General features: G+C 68.8%; 16 protein-coding genes. 9 read left to right on the top strand and 7 right to left on the bottom strand.

Going from position 1 to position 16,169, the window contains the following annotated elements; translation table 11 throughout:
• The first annotated feature begins 57 nt into the window (after positions 1-57).
• The gene (locus AC04ME_RS14120; protein ID WP_079112465.1) at positions 58-1,500 is read left to right on the top strand and encodes an XRE family transcriptional regulator; all 1,443 of its coding nucleotides are present in this window, start codon (positions 58-60) and stop codon (positions 1,498-1,500) included.
• Between the two features lie 21 nt (positions 1,501-1,521).
• Here AC04ME_RS14120 and AC04ME_RS14115 read toward each other — a convergent pair whose 3' ends face one another.
• Together AC04ME_RS14115 and AC04ME_RS14110 are read right to left on the bottom strand one after the other, a co-directional pair.
• Positions 1,522-2,568, bottom strand: a complete 1,047-nt coding sequence (locus tag AC04ME_RS14115) for a winged helix DNA-binding domain-containing protein (protein ID WP_475435573.1) — start codon at positions 2,566-2,568, stop codon at positions 1,522-1,524.
• Positions 2,569-2,602: 34 nt separating this feature from the next.
• Positions 2,603-4,051, bottom strand: a complete 1,449-nt coding sequence (locus tag AC04ME_RS14110) for a glyceraldehyde-3-phosphate dehydrogenase (protein WP_475435571.1) — start codon at positions 4,049-4,051, stop codon at positions 2,603-2,605.
• 163 nt (positions 4,052-4,214) lie between these two features.
• On the opposite strand from AC04ME_RS14110, the gene AC04ME_RS14105 reads away from it, so the two are divergent.
• Positions 4,215-4,439 carry a DMT family transporter gene (locus AC04ME_RS14105; RefSeq protein ID WP_231567670.1) on the top strand — a complete coding sequence of 75 codons (225 nt, stop codon included), beginning with the start codon at positions 4,215-4,217 and terminating at the stop codon, positions 4,437-4,439.
• A 218-nt stretch (positions 4,440-4,657) separates the two neighbouring features.
• On the opposite strand, the gene AC04ME_RS14100 is transcribed toward AC04ME_RS14105, so the two are convergent.
• Positions 4,658-5,188 carry a hypothetical protein gene (locus AC04ME_RS14100; RefSeq protein ID WP_475435569.1) on the bottom strand — a complete coding sequence of 177 codons (531 nt, stop codon included), beginning with the start codon at positions 5,186-5,188 and terminating at the stop codon, positions 4,658-4,660.
• 66 nt (positions 5,189-5,254) lie between these two features.
• On the opposite strand from AC04ME_RS14100, the gene AC04ME_RS14095 reads away from it, so the two are divergent.
• Entirely contained in the window at positions 5,255-5,839 is a 585-nt protein-coding gene (locus AC04ME_RS14095; RefSeq protein ID WP_475435567.1) for a TetR/AcrR family transcriptional regulator, read from the top strand.
• Positions 5,840-5,988: 149 nt separating this feature from the next.
• The gene (locus tag AC04ME_RS14090) at positions 5,989-7,968 is read left to right on the top strand and encodes a primary-amine oxidase (RefSeq protein ID WP_475435565.1); all 1,980 of its coding nucleotides are present in this window, start codon (positions 5,989-5,991) and stop codon (positions 7,966-7,968) included.
• 100 nt (positions 7,969-8,068) lie between these two features.
• Here AC04ME_RS14090 and murQ read toward each other — a convergent pair whose 3' ends face one another.
• The gene (gene murQ / locus AC04ME_RS14085) at positions 8,069-9,004 is read right to left on the bottom strand and encodes an N-acetylmuramic acid 6-phosphate etherase (protein ID WP_042542114.1); all 936 of its coding nucleotides are present in this window, start codon (positions 9,002-9,004) and stop codon (positions 8,069-8,071) included.
• The gene (locus AC04ME_RS14080; protein WP_042542115.1) at positions 8,994-9,920 is read right to left on the bottom strand and encodes a BadF/BadG/BcrA/BcrD ATPase family protein; all 927 of its coding nucleotides are present in this window, start codon (positions 9,918-9,920) and stop codon (positions 8,994-8,996) included. Before AC04ME_RS14080 ends, murQ begins: the two co-directional genes overlap by 11 nt.
• 78 nt (positions 9,921-9,998) lie before the next feature.
• Between AC04ME_RS14080 and AC04ME_RS14075 the strand changes: the two genes are divergently transcribed.
• Positions 9,999-10,853 (top strand): MurR/RpiR family transcriptional regulator, encoded by an 855-nt coding sequence (locus AC04ME_RS14075; protein ID WP_042542116.1) that lies wholly within the window; start codon positions 9,999-10,001, stop codon positions 10,851-10,853.
• 11 nt (positions 10,854-10,864) lie between these two features.
• On the opposite strand, the gene AC04ME_RS14070 is transcribed toward AC04ME_RS14075, so the two are convergent.
• On the bottom strand, positions 10,865-11,971 hold the full coding sequence (locus tag AC04ME_RS14070; RefSeq protein ID WP_042542117.1) for a DUF998 domain-containing protein: 1,107 nt from the start codon (positions 11,969-11,971) through the stop codon (positions 10,865-10,867).
• A 112-nt stretch (positions 11,972-12,083) separates the two neighbouring features.
• Between AC04ME_RS14070 and AC04ME_RS14065 the strand changes: the two genes are divergently transcribed.
• Positions 12,084-13,040, top strand: coding sequence for an AraC-like ligand-binding domain-containing protein (locus AC04ME_RS14065; protein ID WP_309686824.1), 957 nt, complete (start codon positions 12,084-12,086; stop codon positions 13,038-13,040).
• 45 nt (positions 13,041-13,085) lie between these two features.
• On the opposite strand, the gene AC04ME_RS14060 is transcribed toward AC04ME_RS14065, so the two are convergent.
• A complete protein-coding gene (locus AC04ME_RS14060) occupies positions 13,086-13,478 on the bottom strand; it encodes a hypothetical protein (protein ID WP_052493024.1) in 393 nt (130 codons plus the stop codon).
• Positions 13,479-13,694: 216 nt separating this feature from the next.
• Between AC04ME_RS14060 and AC04ME_RS14055 the strand changes: the two genes are divergently transcribed.
• From AC04ME_RS14055 to AC04ME_RS14045, 3 genes are read left to right on the top strand one after another with little or no spacing between them, the layout of a single operon-like run.
• A complete protein-coding gene (locus AC04ME_RS14055; protein ID WP_079112456.1) occupies positions 13,695-14,486 on the top strand; it encodes a MoaF C-terminal domain-containing protein in 792 nt (263 codons plus the stop codon).
• 25 nt (positions 14,487-14,511) lie between these two features.
• Positions 14,512-14,901, top strand: coding sequence for a nuclear transport factor 2 family protein (locus AC04ME_RS14050; RefSeq protein ID WP_042542120.1), 390 nt, complete (start codon positions 14,512-14,514; stop codon positions 14,899-14,901).
• Between the two features lie 38 nt (positions 14,902-14,939).
• The gene (locus AC04ME_RS14045) at positions 14,940-16,109 is read left to right on the top strand and encodes an ABC transporter substrate-binding protein (protein WP_475435560.1); all 1,170 of its coding nucleotides are present in this window, start codon (positions 14,940-14,942) and stop codon (positions 16,107-16,109) included.
• Positions 16,110-16,169: the final 60 nt, after the last annotated feature.

Below are 16,169 nucleotides of genomic sequence, written 5' to 3'. Positions count from 1 at the left end.
CCGACTTTTCGTCATTTCTGGCGATAAGAATCGCAGTTCTTTCGATAGGATCAAGGAATGGCTCCTTCCGGCATCCACCTCGCGACCCTCGGCCACCGAATCAGGCACCACCGCCTCGACAAGGGGTTCACGCTCGATGAGCTGGGCGCGCTCGTCGGCGTCGCGGGGTCGCAGCTGAGCCTGATCGAGAACGGCAAGCGAGAGCCGAAGCTCTCTCTGCTGCAGGCCATCGCGCTGGCCACGGGCACCGAGGTCACCGATCTCATCTCCGGCGAGCCGCCGAACCGACGCGCGGCTCTCGAGATCGAGCTCGAGCGCGCGCAGGAGAGCCCGGTGTTCCGGCAACTCGGCATCGCCCCGGTGCGCGTCACGAAGGGGATGAGCGACGAGACGATCGAGTCGCTGCTCGGCCTGCACCGCGAGCTGCAGCGCCGAGAGCGCGAGGCGATCGCGACTCCCGAAGAGGCCAGGCGCGCGAACACCGAACTGCGCCTGCGGATGCGCGCGCAGAACAACTACCTCGCGGACATCGAGAGGCTCGCTGAGAAGCAGCTGCGGTCGGCCGGTCACGTGCAGGGGGCCCTCACCCACCGCACGGTGAGCATCATGGCCGAGAAGCTCGGCTTCGAGCTGATCTACGTCAACGACCTGCCGCACTCGACGCGCTCGGTCACCGACCTCGAGAACGGGCGGATCTACCTGCCTCCGGCGTCGATCCCGGGGGGCCACGGCCTGCGCTCCATGGCGCTGCAGGCCATGGCGCACCGCCTGCTCGGCCACACGCCGCCGACCGACTACGCCGACTTCCTGCAGCAGCGGCTCGAGATCAATTACTTCGCCGCCTCGTGCCTGATGCCCGAGACGGCCTCGGTCGCCTTCCTGCAGCAGGCGAAGAAGGACCGCAACCTCGCAGTCGAGGACTTCCGCGATGCGTTCGGCGTGACCCATGAAGCCGCCGGGATGCGAATGACCAACCTGCTCACGCAGCACCTGGGGATGTCGCTGCACTTCCTCCGCGTCGATGCCACCGGCGCGATCACACGCGTCTACGAGAACGACGATCTGCCCCTGCCGATGGATGTCACCGGCGCCGTCGAGGGGCAGCGGGTGTGTCGCAAGTTCCAGGCACGGGCGGCGTTCACGCAGCAGAACCGCACGAACGAGCACCACCAGTACACCGACACGCCCTCCGGCACGTTCTGGTGCTCGACGCAGACCGGCGCATCGACCGACGGCGAGTTCTCGATCACGGTGGGCGTGCCCTTCGATGACGCCCGCTGGTGGCGCGGGCGCGAGACCGCCGACCGCGCGGTCTCCACCTGCCCTGACGAGGCATGCTGCCGCCGCCCCTCCGCCGACCTCACCGACCGGTGGAACGGCAAGGCCTGGCCCAGCGCCCGCGTGCACACGCACATGTTCTCGCCGCTGCCCCGTGGGGCGTTCCCCGGCGTCGACGACAACGAGGTCTACAACTTCCTCGGGCGCCACGCGAGCGAGTGAGCTGAGCCACGGCAGGCCGGATCAGCCGCCGAGGAATCGGGTGAATCGCGCGAGAGCGCTGCGCACCGCTTCGTCGTCGGCGTCCGCCACGAAGAGTTCGGGGGCCGAGCCGAGCGAGGCACTCGCGTGCGTCCAGCATCCGATCACCCGACCGTCAGCGATGATCGTCGCCCGCACCATGCCGTTCTTGCCCGGTCCGACCAGCGCGAGATGCTCGGGCGCGCACACCGCCGTGCGGTCGGCATACGAGATGTAGTACTCGTCGAAGGCTCCGAGCGCGAGCACGTCGGCGACGGAGGGCGAGCGACGGGGGCGAGCGCCCGACACGAACAGGCCCTCCTCGATCTCGACCACCCTGCCCGCGGCTCTGTCRCGCGCTTCTCGCGACCGGCCGAGCGTGAGCCCCGACCACCAGGCGAAGTCGGCGACCCCGGCCGGGCCGTGCCCGTCGACGTAGCGCACGAAGAGCTCTGCGAGTGGGTCGTCCGGCGCCGCATGCTCGCGGATGTGCTGGTCGACGAGCACGAAGCGCTGCTCGCGGCTCACCCGCTCTCGAGTGACGACCGGTCCCTGGCAGATCAGGCCGTCGAGGGTCAGTTCGCTCAGCAGGTGGATGCCGCGCTGCCCGCTCGGGTCGATGCCGATACCGGAGAAGACCTCGAACATCTCGGCGCGCGTGAGGCCGCCGTCGCTCAGCCGCGGCACCACTGCAGCCACGGCGACGTCGACCATCGTCCGGTCGATCCCGAGATCGCGTCGCCTGCCTGCCGCCTGCTGGCGCTGTCGGTCGCCGGTCACCGACAGCACCCAGCGCAGATCGCGGGCCGGGATGATGTGCAGGGTTCCGCGCATCGTCCACGCCCGCACCAGCTCTCCCCTGTCGAAGGCGCGATCGACCAGGTGCAGCGTGGGCTCTCTGCGTGTGCGCGCAGCGAGCGCCCAGCGTCCGGCGGTGAAGTCCTGGCTCTGCACCGCGAGCATGTGCGACGCGGCGTCGGTCACCGAGGCCGCGGGAGCCGTGAGTCGATGCGAGCGCAGACGCTCGGACAGAAGGGATGCGGACTTCATGCCCTCATCATGCCCGGTGCCGCCGACAGCGCTCTCACCCGTGCAGCGTCACCTCTCGGCGCTCGGGGAGCACGATCGGATGCGAGCCGGCCATGACCTCGAGCACGCGGATCACCTGGCACGAGTATCCGTACTCGTTGTCGTACCAGACGTAGAGGACGACGTCCGTCTCGTTGGCGATGGTCGCGAGGCCGTCGACGATGCCCGCGCGGTGCGAGCCGACGAAGTCCGTCGACACGACCTCCGGGCTCTCGACGTAGTCGATCTGCTGACGCAGCTTCGAGTGCAGCGAGACCCGACGCAGGTAGTCGTTGAGCTCGTCCTTGACCGCAGGGCGCTCGAGGCTCAGGTGCAGCACGGCCAGCGAGACGTCGGGCGTAGGCACCCGGATCGCGGAACCGGTGAGCTTGCCCTCGAGCTCGGGGAGCGCTCGTGCGACGGCTTTCGCTGCTCCGGTCTCGGTGATCACCATGTTCAGCACCGCAGAGCGACCCCGGCGATCACCGCTGTGGAAGTTGTCGATGAGGTTCTGGTCGTTGGTGAACGAGTGCACCGTCTCGACATGTCCACGGACGATTCCGTACGCCTCGTCGACCGCCTTGAGCACGGGCGTGATCGCGTTCGTGGTGCACGAGGCCGCCGTGATGATGCGGTCGTCGGGCTCGATCGTGCCGTCGTTGATGCCGTGCACGATGTTCTTCAGTGCACCCTTGCCCGGGGCGGTGAGCAGCACGCGTGCGACGCCCGTGGATTCGAGGTGGCGGCTGAGACCCGCCTCGTCGCGCCAGCGCCCGGTGTTGTCGACGACGATCGCGTCGTGGATGTCGTACGCCGTGTAATCGATCGTCGCGGGGTCGTCGGAGTAGATCACCTGGATGCGGGTGCCGTTCGCGATGATCTGGTCGGCGTCCTCGTCGACCGTGACGGAACCGGCGAAGCGGCCGTGCACCGAGTCGCGCAGCAGCAGCGATGCGCGCTTGACGAGGTCGTTCTCCGAGCCTCGGCGCACGACGATGGCACGCAGCCGCAGACCGCTGCCGCCGCCGTTGTGCGCGATGAGGATGCGGGCCAGCAGGCGCCCGATGCGTCCGAAGCCGTAGAGCACGACATCGGTGGGCGCCGCAGCGACCGCACCGACCGCGGGCGCGAGTGCGTCGGCCAGATAGACGTCGAGAGGCAGGTCGCTGTCGGCGTGACCTGCGGCGAGGCGCGCCAGGTCGAGCGACGATGCACCCGGGGCGAGGTCATGAACGCCCTCGAGCACCGCGAGGGTCTCATCCACTGCGAGCCGTTCGTGCCCGAGCTGCGCCACTCGGTCGTGCACCTCGACGATGCCGGTGGCGGAGAGTCCCAGCAGTCGGTGTCCGTGGAGCGAGGTGACCACGTCACGCTCGCGCTTGAGTGCGCCGATGAGCGGGATCATCCGCTCGGCCAGCTCTTCTCTCGCCGTCCAGTCGTCATGGGGTGCGGCGGTTACGTTCATCTGCGTCCTTGCATGTGTGAGCGCGCCGAGGTCGCCGGCGCGCGAGATTGCCGGGTGAGCTTCGGGGGATGCCTCCAGGGTACGCGCCGCGCTGCGGGGTTCAGAAATCGCGGCCTCCGCCCGCCGTTCACCTGCGCGACAGGGAATCCTGCGGTGGATCCCCGTGATCGTCGTCGGCTACCTCGCCGCCTTCACCCTGCTCGGAACCATCCTCGCCATGGGCATGCCTGTGGGCGTCGCCTACGGCGTGTGGTCAGCGGCCGGCGTCGCCATCACGGCGATCCTCGGCCGTGTGATCTTCAAGGACCACTTCTCGGTGCTGATGGCGATCGGCGTCGCCCTGATCGCTCTGGGTGTGCTGCTGATCGAATTCGGCGGATCGCACTGACGCTTCCCGCCTGCGGCGCTGCGCGTCAAGACGGCGGTCGATGATCAGGTACCACGTCACGAACACCGCGATGATTCCGAGGAAGACGCCCAGCACCGCAGCCATCAACAGCCCGCTCGCGGTGCCATCGGCGGCAACCGCGAGGATGCCTGTTGCGAATTCTGCAGCGGTGGGCAGCGATCCGTCCATGGTGCGAGGCTAACGGAGCATCTACGACGTCAGAACCCCACGCACATCACGCTGACTCCCGCCGCCATCGCCCACGACTCGACCGTGAGCAGGCGGGCGGTCCGACCCTGATGCACGGGCACGATCACCCACTCGGAGACGACCGTCCAGAGCACCACTCCGATGACCCCGGCCACCACGAGCACCGACAGGAGTCCGTCGAGACCGTGGCCGCCGTGGCCGCCCGACTCGACCAGCGCCTCGCCCGTCGACAGGCTCTCGAACGAGCAGATCGCCATCACAAGCGACACCAGCGCGCGGTGGCAGCAGGTGGCCGCCGCCGGCGTTCCCCGCACGCCTGCCGTGCCGAGCATCGCAGACGCGAGAAGGACGGTCCCGAGCACGAGACCGATCATCGCGTCGCCGCCGCTCACTGCGATGACGATCATCGCGCCGGCCATGATCAGCGCGCTCTGCCTCCCCTGCCACGGCACGGCCCGCCAGACCGCGACGCACGCCGCGGCCGAGACGACGGCGGCGAGCGCCATCAGCCACGGTGCTGCGGGGAGGAGGTGATCCACACACGCATCATATTGATCAACTGCTCAAAATAGCGATACCTGCGTCGGATGCGCCAGGATGGGCGTGTGCCCCGCGTCGTAGACCACGATGAGCGCCGCCGGCAGATCGCCGAGGCGCTGCTCGCCGTGGCCGCCCGCGACGGGCACGAGGCGGTGTCGTCTCGCGCCGTGGCCAAGGAGCTCGGCGTCGCGACCGGCTCACTCTGGCACTACTTCGACGGATTCGACGACGTGATCCGCGCGGCGGCGGCGGAGATCACCCGGCGCACGGACGAGCGCATCCGATCGGTGACCGCGGGGCTCCGCGGGCTGACCAGACTCGACGCCCTGATGCGGGAAGTCCTTCCCGTCGAGGCGGAGACACGCACCGAGGCGTACGTGGTCGTCGGATTCTGGGGACGCCTCGCGACGCTCGCGTCCTCCCCGGACGCCGGCTCCCCCACGCTCGCGACCTGGCAGGACCGCATCAGCGAGGCCATCGATGAGGCGATCGTCGACGGCGAGCTGTCGGCTGCCACGCCGAAGCAGGCGGTGATGTCGCTGCTCCGATCGATCACATACGGGCAGCAGGTGCTCGAGGTCACCGAGCCGCGCGGCGCCGAGGCGCATCTCGCAGTGCTCGACAGCATCCTCTCGCCCTGGCGCGCCTGAACCCCGCGCGCCCACCCCGCACCCCGCGCTCGCGCTCCGCACCCTGCGCAGAGTCGATCGTCAGCAGGCTCTTGTGCACCCCGCCACACCGTCGTACCATCGAGCCAATCCGTTTATTGAGCGCTCGCTCGAAATAGTGAGGTACGACGATGTCCCACCCCCAGCCCGTCTCCATCGACCGGATCCCGACGCCGCATCCGCTCGACCCGCTCACCGGCGCCGAGATCGCCGCAGCCCGCGCCGTGCTCGAATCCGCCGGGCTGCTCGGCGAGACGGTTCGCGTGCCGATGCTCCTGCCGGACGAGCCCACCAAGCAGGAGCTCGCCGCGTGGACGCCCGGCTCCCCCATCGACCGGCGGGTCGACGCGACCCTGCTCGACACCGCGACCGGGGTCGCCACCGAGGTGGTCGTCTCGATCACCCGCGGCGAGGTCCTGCGCAACGAAAGGGTGCCCAACGACGCGCCCCCTTACGGCCAGCCGCAGTACCTCTTCGAGGAGTACGAGCGCGCGGAGGCGATCGCGAAGGCCTCGCCCGAGTGGCAGGCGGCGATGACGCGCCGCGGACTCGCAGATCACATGGAGCTCGCGTTCTGCGGCCCGCTCGCCCCGGGCTACACCGGCCGTGCCGACGAGGTGGGTCGCCGCGTCATCCGCTCGCTCACCTTCCTGAAGTACGACGAGAACGACTCCCCCTGGGCGCATCCGGTCGAAGGCCTCGTGGTGCACATCGATCTGACCGCGGGCAGCGTCATCCGCATCGACGACGAGGGCGATGTGCCGGTGCCCGCGGGTCACGGCAACTACTACCCCGAGGTGCAGGGCGCGGCGCGCACGACGCTCAAGCCCATCGAGATCACCCAGCCGGAGGGGCCGAGCTTCGCCGTCACCGGATCTCTGGTCGAGTGGGAGAACTGGTCGATGCGGGTCAGCTTCAATGCGCGCGAGGGGCTCGTGCTGCACGACGTCGCGTTCGACGGACGCTCGGTGCTCAGCAGAGCGAGCGTGCCCGAGATGGTCGTGCCCTACGGCGACACCGCGCCAGGTCGCTTCTGGATCAGCTACTTCGATGCCGGTGAGTACCTGCTCGGCAAGAACGCGAACCACCTCGAGCTGGGTTGCGACTGCCTGGGCGTGATCCGCTACCTCGACGGCTACGTCGCCGACGATCACGGTCACCCCGTGTGCATCCCCAACGTCGTCTGCATGCACGAGGAGGACTACGGCATCCTCTGGAAGCACACCGACCTCGCGGGACGCTCGGATGTGCGCCGCTCGCGACGCTTCGTGGTGTCGTACTTCTCGACGATCGGCAACTACGACTACGGCTTCTACTGGCACTTCTACCTCGACGGCTCGATCGAGGTCGTGGCCAAGGCGACGGGAATCGTGTTCGCAGGTGCCGGCGAACCCGGCGTGCGTCAGAAGCACGCCACCGAGCTCGCCCCAGGGGTGTTCGCCCCCGTGCACCAGCACCTGTTCTGCGCTCGACTCGACGTCGCGATCGACGGCGACGAGAACCGCCTGTTCGAGATCGACGCTCAGCGCATCCCCATGGGGCCCGACAACCCGTTCGGCAACGCGTTCACCTGGTCGGAGACTCAGCTCTCCTCCGAGTCCACCGCTCAGCGCGATGCCGATTCGTCCGTCGCGCGCGCCTGGGAGGTGCAGAGCACATCGCGCACGAACCATGTCGGGCGCCCGACCGCGTACCACCTGATCCCCCAGCCGACCGCACTGCTGATGGCCGACCCCGAGTCATCCGTGGCGGCGCGAGCAGCCTTCGCGACCAGGCACCTGTGGGCGACACAGCACGAGCAGGGGCAGATCTGGCCCGCCGGCCGGTATCCGAACGCGCATCAGGGCGGCTCCGGCCTGCCCGAATACACCGCCGGAGACCGATCGCTCGACGGCGAGGACATCGTGCTGTGGCACACGTTCGGCCTGACGCACTTCCCACGCCCCGAGGACTGGCCGATCATGCCCGTCGACTACGCCGGATTCTGGTTCAAGCCCAACGGGTTCCTCGATCAGAACCCCGCGATGGACGTCCCGGAGTCGTCTCAGGCGCACGTCTCTGCGGATGCAGGATGCTGCGGAGGCGGCGGATCCTGCACCTGCGACCACTGACCCTCGGCGTCGCTGTCGTAGGTCAGCGCGTCGTCGTCGGAGGTCAGCGCGTCGTCGTCATCCGGCAGCCCCTGGCGGAAGCACGCGGCGAACGTGCCCCTCAAGAGAGTCGGGCGATCGCGACGCGCAGGATTCCGTCAGCCTCGTCGAGCGCCTGAGCCGAGTCATCCGCCGATGCCCCCGTGGAGATCATCAGGATCGCCAGCTTGACGGAGCCGCCGGCCGCGTCCAGCGCGGCCGAGGCTTCGTCGACCCCGGCGCCGGTGAGCTCGGTCACCGTGCGGATCGAGCGCGCGTGCAGCTTCTCGTTCGTGGCCAGAAGGTCCACCATCACGCCGTGGTGCGTCTTGCCGAGCTTGATCATCGACAGGGTGGTGAGCATGTTCACGACGAGCTTCTGCGCGGTTCCCGACTTCAGACGCGTCGACCCCGAGATGAACTCCGGCCCGGTGACGACCTCGATCGCGATCTCGGCGACAGCCCCGATCTCGGATGCCGGGTTCGAGGCGATCGCGACGGTGAGCGCGCCGACTTTCCGCGCGAACTCGAGGCCGCCCACGACGTAGGGGGTGCGACCGGACGCCGAGATGCCGACGACCGTGTCGCGCTCGGTGAGCCCGAGCTCCTGCAGCGAGGCCGCCGCGGCTTCGTCGTCGTCCTCGGCGTTCTCGACCGCAGCGCGGATAGCCGTCTCCCCGCCGGCGATCAACCCCACGACCATCGAGGGGTCCGTACCGAAGGTCGGCGGGCATTCGCTGGCGTCGAGCACTCCGACGCGGCCCGCGGTGCCCGCCCCGAGGTAGATGAGGCGCCCGCCGGCGCGGAAGCGTTCGGTGATGCCGTCGACGGCTGCAGCGATCTCCGCGCTGCGCTCTCCGACCGCGGTCGGGACACGGTGATCCTCGGCGTTCATGCGCCGCACGAGCTCGGCTGTCTCGAGCAGGTCGAGATCGCCCCGCTCCGTCGTCGACGCCTCCGTGCCGAGCGTCGAGAGGACGTCGAGGAGGGCGGTCAGTCTGGCGTGTTCATTCGGCACGATGCACGAACCTTTCATGGGGAAGATCAGTGCGCTCCGCGAGCAGGAGCGCTCCGTCGATGGCGTCACCGGCTGAGGCGGCGACAGCGCGGCCCGCGGCGCCCAGCGCCCGGTCGAGTGCCGAGCGGAACCAGACATGTGCGGTGAGTCCGCCGTGGAGGGCGACATCTCGGCTGTCCGCAGACGCGGCGACCGCCGATGCGACCAGGAGACGGACGCCCTCGGCGACGATCTCCACCGAGACGGGGTCGCCGCTCTCTGCCGCATCGAGCACCAGCGGTGCGAGTGCCGCGAGGCGACGGGGCAGCGGGCCATCGGTCGCGAGCCAGGCGGGAATCGCCGCAGGGCCGCCGATCGTCGCGCCCACGGCATCCGTGAGCACTGTCGTGGGTGCGAGGCCGACCGAGGCACGCAGGACAGCGCGCAGCGCCTCTCGCCCGAACCAGGATCCGCTGCCGAAATCCCCCAGCTCGGGTCCCCACCCGTCGACGAGGGTGGCCACCTCGCCGTCGATGCCGAGGGCCGCTGCGCCGGTCCCGGCGATCAGGAGCACGCCTGCCCCGCCACCGAGCGCTCCTGCGTGGGCGGACACGACGTCAGAGGTCACGGACACCGGCACCCGCATCGCTCGGGCGAGCCCGTGTGCGAGCTCGGATGCGGCCTCGGGGGCCGCCCAGGCTCCCGCAGCGCCCACCGAGACGTCTGAGATCGGCTCATCGAGTCGCTCTCTCAACGGGAGGATCGCGGCGAGTGCTGCGGCGACACCGTCTGCGGCCGCAAGACCGGGTGCCCCGATGCCGTCGTACACGGGCCGGCGCTGAGGGCGGAGATCGTTCGCGCCCCACGGCCCCGAGATCACCGCACGGCATCGCGATTTGCCGAGGTCGACGGCGACATGGGCTCGCGAAGCAGACATGGAAATAGTCTACGCACCAGCGGTCGCGCATGAAAGAATTGTTCACACGACCGAAACCCGCCCCCCGCCAGGAGAGCCATGAGCATCCAGACGACCATCGCGACAGCGGCCGAGAAGCTGCCGCCGTCGCTGGCGCGCATCGCTCGGACGATCGCCGACGATCCCACCCTCGTCGTCGACAGCACGATCACCGAGATCGCTGCGAGGTGCGACACCTCGGTGGCCTCGGTCGTCCGCTTCTGCCGCACGATCGGGGTGAACGGCTACGCCGCGTTGAGAATGGCGCTGGCCACCGAGCTCGGCCGCGAGTCGGTGCAGTTCCCTGCGGCATCCGGTTTCGGTTCCGAGATCTCCGCGGCCGACACGCTGCGCGAAGCGACGGCGAAGCTCGCGGCGCTGGAGCTGCTGGCCATCGAGGAGACGATCGCGAACCTCGATTACGACAGCCTCGCCGCTGCGGTCGAAGCGATCGACGACGCCGATCGCGTGCTGCTGTTCGGCATCGGAGCGAGCGGGCAGGCAGCTGCCGACCTCGGCCGCAAGCTGCTCCGCATCGGACACGCGGCGATCGTGCTCACCGACTCTCACGAGGCGAGCGCCGCCGCATCGCTCGGAGCGAGGAAGACGGTCGCCATCGGCTTCTCGCACTCGGGGACGACCCGCGAGACCGTGCACTTCCTGCAGACCGCGCGCGCCGCGGCCGGCGTCACGATCGGTGTCACGGGAGGATCATCATCACCCGTCACCGAGAGCTGTGATCACGCCCTGCTGACTCGTGCCCGCGAGCCGCGACTCCGCGCCGGGGCGATGGTCAGCCGGATCGCGCAGCTCGCCGTCGTGGACTGCCTGTTCGTCGGCGTCGCGCAGCGCCGACATGCGCACACGATCCACGCCCTCCAGCGCACCGCCGACGCCACGCAGCCGTTGCGCTGAACAGGCGGCTCTCAGGCCGGAACCGGCTCGTGCCGACGCTCCGGATCGACCGATCCAGCCGTCCGCAGGAACACGATGATCCAGCTGAAGATCAGCACGGCGGCGATCAGCTCGACCGCTGTGAGGTTGTAGTAGCCGACGGCGAAGAACGACGCGAGCAGGATGATCACCAGCACGTAGGCCCAGCCGAACGCCACGAAGACCCGAGGGATCGTGCGCAGGAACCACGGCAGACCCACCACGACGACCGCGAACACGACGACCATGCCGGTGGCCACCGTGTTGTGCACGAGGAAGAACTCGTCGACGGGGAAGATCCCGACGCACGCGAGGAAGATGCCCATCAGGATCAGACCGCCGCGCACGATGAAGCGGCCGCGCCGATCGATCGGGTCGTCCACCGGCAGCCCCGCCGTGGCGTAGCGCGCGATCGTCGTGACCATGACGCCGGCGATGATCAGTGTGATGTTGAAGGCGGCCGAAGCGCTGTTGGTGCTCATACCGAGCGCCGAGAGGTTGTCCTGCCACCAGTGCACATCGCTGGAGGCGAGCATCGCGGCGAATGCGCCGACCACGAGGAACACCGCGAGCACGAGCGACAGCACTGTCGGCGTCAGCGCCACGGCGCTGAGGAATGTCACATAGGCGGTGAGGGCGAACGCCACAGCCACCAGGACCGCGCCCGGAAACGCGAAGACCGGGGCGTCGGTGAAGCTGCGCTCGAGCAGCTCGGCGATGCCGAGCCACCCCAGGTAGGCGATGGCTGCATGCGCGAAGGCGATCGCGGCCAGGTCGTACCAGCGCAACCGATCCCCCGGAACGCTGAATCCGTCGCGGGTGCCGTCCGGCGCGATCGTCGCGGGCCTGACGACGAGGCGGCCGAGCGCGAAGGCGAGCACCGCGGTGATCGCACCCCCATAAGCTGCGAACGCTCCGATCGAGCCGGTGCCGCTGATCGCCATCTCCTGGCCCCAGAAGACCGGCCACCCGATCGCGAACCCGAGCACGAAGAACACCGCCCCGACGATCAGCGCGGTGGCTTCGAACACCGCATCCGCCGTGTCGGGTCCCCGCAGCTGACGCAGGACCTGCATGACCTTGTCACCGAGATATCGCATCGCTGGCCTCCGCCCACATCATAGAAGCCTCGCCCTCTGGACGGTGCCGGTGATAACATCACGGCACGGATCGTATACAACGTCGTCGTTCCACCACCCGAGGTGATCAGTCATGAACGGTGCACTCGCCGCCCCCGCCGAATCGGTGTCGACGCTCGTCGCGCGCAACATCAGCGAATTCCGCGCCGCCGTCTCGGAGTCCTTCGTGCCGCTGCAGGTCTCGACCGCCGGGCCCGACCACTTCCGCGGGATCATCCGCGGCGCGTCGGTCGATGAGGTGCACGTGAACGAGGTGCGCGCCACGTCGCACGTCGTGGAGCGGACGCCCGAGCTCATCGCGCGCAGCGACCGGTCGTACTTCAAGCTCAGCCTCATGCTCGCAGGCACCGGGATGCTGATCCAGGACGACCGGGAAGCCGTGCTCCAGGCCGGGGATCTCGCCGTCTACGACACCGATCGTCCCTACTCCCTGGTCTTCGACGACGACTTCCGCACGATGGTCGTCATGTTCCCGAAGCATCTGATCAGCCTCCCCTCCGACATGATCGGGCAGCTCACCGCTGTGCGGATCTCGGGTCAGGGCGGTCTCGGCGGGATGGTCGTGCCCTATCTGACGCAGCTCGCCGGCAACCTCGATCAGCTCGCCGGAACGACGGGAGCCCGGCTGGCGCACAGCGCGCTCGACCTCGTCACGACGGTGTTCACCCGCGAACTCGGCCTCGACGAAGTGTCGGCCGATCCTCATCGCGCTCTCGTGCAGCGCATCCGCTCGTACATCGACCGCAACCTCGCCTCGACCGACCTCGGACCTGCGACCATCGCGTCGGCGCATTTCATCTCGACCCGCCACCTGCACGGACTGTTCCAGGAGCAGGGCGTGACCGTCTCGACGTGGATCCGCACACGCCGCCTCGAGCAGTGCCGTCGTGATCTGCTCGACCCGATGCTCGCCGACCGTCCCGTCGCCGCGATCGCCGCCCGGTGGGGCTTCGTCGATGCGGCGCACTTCAGTCGCGCATTCAAAACCGCCTTCGGCATCTCCCCCAGCGAGTACCGCGCAGCGCACTGACCCGGGACCGTTCGGCCCGTCGAACGGCGCTCGGCGTACGGCCTGTCAGGGAACGTAGACCGGCGGTGCGAACATCGTGCCTCCGTAGAGCAGCTGCACCGCGACGAAACCCGGCAGCGAAACCGCAACGACGAGCACCACCGCCAGCGCCAGACTTGCCGGCACTCCGCGCCGTCCACCGTCGTGGACGGCGAAGAACGCTCCGATCGCGACCAGGGCATGGAACACCAGCACCGGCACGAGGCCGACGGTGAATCCCCAGCCCTCCATCGTCGACCCGGCGCTGACGGCCTTGGACTGCTCGCTGAACTGCTCCTCGTAGGACATTCCGCACCACACCCACGCCACGGCGAAGAGGAGCAGAGCGAAGAAGACGGATGCCGTCCAGGCGACTGCCTTGACCGCCGGCGACAGGGCTGGCCGAGGTTCTGTTCGCATGCCTCATCCTGACACCCGAGAGTGCGGCGAGGACGACGGCACGGCATACTCCCGCCTCATCCTTGCTCTGCAGGGCACGCCGGTTGACTGTCGGCGCGCGATGGCACCGCCTCCCTTGAGCGGATGCCGTGCCCGGCCGGAGCATGGGGCAAGCGCACCGCGATGACGCGATGCCCGGAGCGACGATGCTCCGCTGGATGCGACGTCAGGACCCCTATGATCGCCCCTGTCACGACCGATTCCGCCCTCGACGAATGGCGCACCTACGACGAGTTCGCCGCGGGCATCGACACCTTCCGACTGCCGAACGCCTCGCTGTCGGGCACCGCGCTGGCGCTCGCCCTCGATGACGGCTCGACGCTCTCGTTGACGTTCGACGCGATCGCCGTCACCTGGTCGGGCCTGGGAGCAGACGGCACCGACCCGTACGACGCCGTGGCCGTGCGCGACGATGTGGTGTTCGTGAACATCCCGCTCGAGAGCCGCGAGCGCGAGGCCATCACCGTCGTGTACTCGACGACGACGCACCGGGCGACCGTCGTGCGGTCGCGGATCGCGGCCGAGGCCGTCGAGGGCATCCCGCAGGTCGGGCAGGACTTCTGGGCGGCGACCACCGACGGCGGCACCGCGACGGGCTCAGTGCCCGGGCCGAGCCGAGACCTCATCGGCAAGCGCAACGTCTACCGATACAGCCCGCACCACCTCTACGAGCACGTGTACATCTCGAGCCGCCGCTATGCATGGCAGTGCCTGGAGGGTGTGCAGCGCGGGCACGGGGACATGGACCTCTCGACGGTCTGGAAGTTCGCCGACGGGCTCTACCTGTTCTGCTTCCGTGAGTTCCGCATCGCGGTCGCGAGTGTCTGGCTGCACGACCTCGGCTACCAGCTGATGACGACCGGGATCTTCCTCGGCCTGAACGGCGACGGCGACGCCGAGCACTCACGAGGCGGCGGCCACATCTATCCGCTCGGGTCCGTCGAGTACCCCGACGCTCAGCCCGTCTGACCGACGACTTTCAGGAAGGACTCCGATGAGCAACGCAGACATCATCACCGCGCACTACGCGGCGAGCGACCGCGGCGACCTCGACGGCATGCTCGCACCGCTCGCCGACGACGTGAGCTGGACCGAGGCCGCCGGCTTCCCCTACGCCGGCACATACCTGGGACCGGATGCGGTGGCTGCGGGTGTCTTCCAGCGCATCCACGACGAGTGGGACGACTACACGGTCGCCATCGACGAGGTCATCGACGGCGGAGACGTGGTCGTGGGCATCGGCACCTACTCGGGTACGTACCGAGCGACCGGCCGATTCTTCGCCGCCCGCGTCGCGCACGTCTGGCGCCTGATCGATCACAGGGTCGTCGCTTTCGAGCAGTTCACCGACACCGAACTGGTCAACCGCGCGTTGCGCGACTGACCGCAGCAGTCCCGAAGCACACGAGAGGCAGGAATCACATGAACAAGCGAGTATCCGGCACTGCGGCGCTCATCGCCGTGGCGGCCCTCACCCTGGCCGGCTGCGCCGGCGGAGACGGCAGCGGGGGCGGCGAAGGCTCCCCCATCGTCGTCGGCTCCGTGAACACGATCAGCGGCCCGGCGACGTTCCCCGAGGCATCCCTCGCGGCCGCCGCCGTGTTCGACGCGTTCAACGAGGCCGGCGGCCTCGACGGACGCACCATCGAGTACAAGACCCTCGATGACAAGGGAGACCCGGCGACCGCGACGGCATCCGCCCGCGAGCTCGTCGGCAGCGACGGGGCCGTCGCCCTGGTCGGATCGGCGAGCCTGATCGAGTGCGAGATCAACGCGAAGTACTACGAGCAGGAGGACATCCTGTCGCTTCCCGGCATCGGGGTGGACACCGGCTGCTTCGCCAGCGACAACATCTCGCCCGCGAACGTCGGCCCGTTCAACGACATGACCCTCACCCTGCAGTACGGCTCCGAGGTGCTCAGGCTCGATGACATCTGCATCCTGCTGGAGATCGCAGGTTCCACGCGCCCGACCTACCAGGCCGCGATCGACAAATGGACCGAGATCACCGGCAAGGAGCCGAAGTACGTCGACGACACCGTGCCCTACGGCGCGTCGGACTACACGCCCTACATCGTGAAGGCCCGCGAGCAGGGGTGCAAGGCACTCGCGATCAATCCGGTCGAACCCGACGCGATCGGCCAGGTCAAGGCTGCGAACGCCCAGGGATGGGATGACGTGACCTGGCTCTACCTGACCAGCGTCTACAGCGAGAACTTCGCCGACGCGATCGACGATGCGGGCGCCGGCATCTACGTCCCCGCCGAGTTCTACCCGTTCACGGACGACGACGAGATCAACGCCGACTGGCGGGAGCTGATGGAAGCGAACGACATCCCCCTCACCTCCTTCAGTCAGGGCGGATACCTCGCGGCGACCTACTTCATCGAGGTGCTCGAGGGCATCGACGGCGACATCACGCGCGAGACCGTCACCGAGGCGCTGCGAGGGATGGAACCGATCGAGAACCCCATGGTCGGAACGCCCTATGCCTTCGGCACGCAGAACACCGCCGGCTGGCCGATCATCCTCGAATCCGGCACGAACGCCTGGGAGAAGGTCGCCGACGACTGGCTCCGCATCGGCGAGTAGCCGCCCCTCGCCTGCCGCCGAGCGCATTCTCGGCGGCAGGTCCTCCTCCCCCTCACACCA

The organism is Microbacterium sp. LjRoot205, from assembly GCF_056175745.1.
The sequence above is the reverse complement of the archived record's forward strand: the minus strand, read 5'-3'. Positions and strand labels throughout refer to the sequence as shown.

What these genes read in the sequence shown, in the direction of transcription:
- AC04ME_RS14080 (WP_042542115.1), bottom strand. Translation starts at nt 9,920, where the DNA reads ATGTCTGCTTCGCGAGCCCATGTCGCCGTCGACCTCGGCAAATCGCGA.
- AC04ME_RS14110 (WP_475435571.1), bottom strand. Translation starts at nt 4,051, where the DNA reads ATGAACGTAACCGCCGCACCCCATGACGACTGGACGGCGAGAGAAGAG.
- AC04ME_RS14090 (WP_475435565.1), top strand. Translation starts at nt 5,989, where the DNA reads ATGTCCCACCCCCAGCCCGTCTCCATCGACCGGATCCCGACGCCGCAT.
- AC04ME_RS14060 (WP_052493024.1), bottom strand. Translation starts at nt 13,478, where the DNA reads ATGCGAACAGAACCTCGGCCAGCCCTGTCGCCGGCGGTCAAGGCAGTC.
- AC04ME_RS14055 (WP_079112456.1), top strand. Translation starts at nt 13,695, where the DNA reads ATGATCGCCCCTGTCACGACCGATTCCGCCCTCGACGAATGGCGCACC.
- AC04ME_RS14075 (WP_042542116.1), top strand. Translation starts at nt 9,999, where the DNA reads ATGAGCATCCAGACGACCATCGCGACAGCGGCCGAGAAGCTGCCGCCG.
- AC04ME_RS14050 (WP_042542120.1), top strand. Translation starts at nt 14,512, where the DNA reads ATGAGCAACGCAGACATCATCACCGCGCACTACGCGGCGAGCGACCGC.
- AC04ME_RS14120 (WP_079112465.1), top strand. Translation starts at nt 58, where the DNA reads ATGGCTCCTTCCGGCATCCACCTCGCGACCCTCGGCCACCGAATCAGG.
- AC04ME_RS14065 (WP_309686824.1), top strand. Translation starts at nt 12,084, where the DNA reads ATGAACGGTGCACTCGCCGCCCCCGCCGAATCGGTGTCGACGCTCGTC.
- AC04ME_RS14070 (WP_042542117.1), bottom strand. Translation starts at nt 11,971, where the DNA reads ATGCGATATCTCGGTGACAAGGTCATGCAGGTCCTGCGTCAGCTGCGG.
- AC04ME_RS14045 (WP_475435560.1), top strand. Translation starts at nt 14,940, where the DNA reads ATGAACAAGCGAGTATCCGGCACTGCGGCGCTCATCGCCGTGGCGGCC.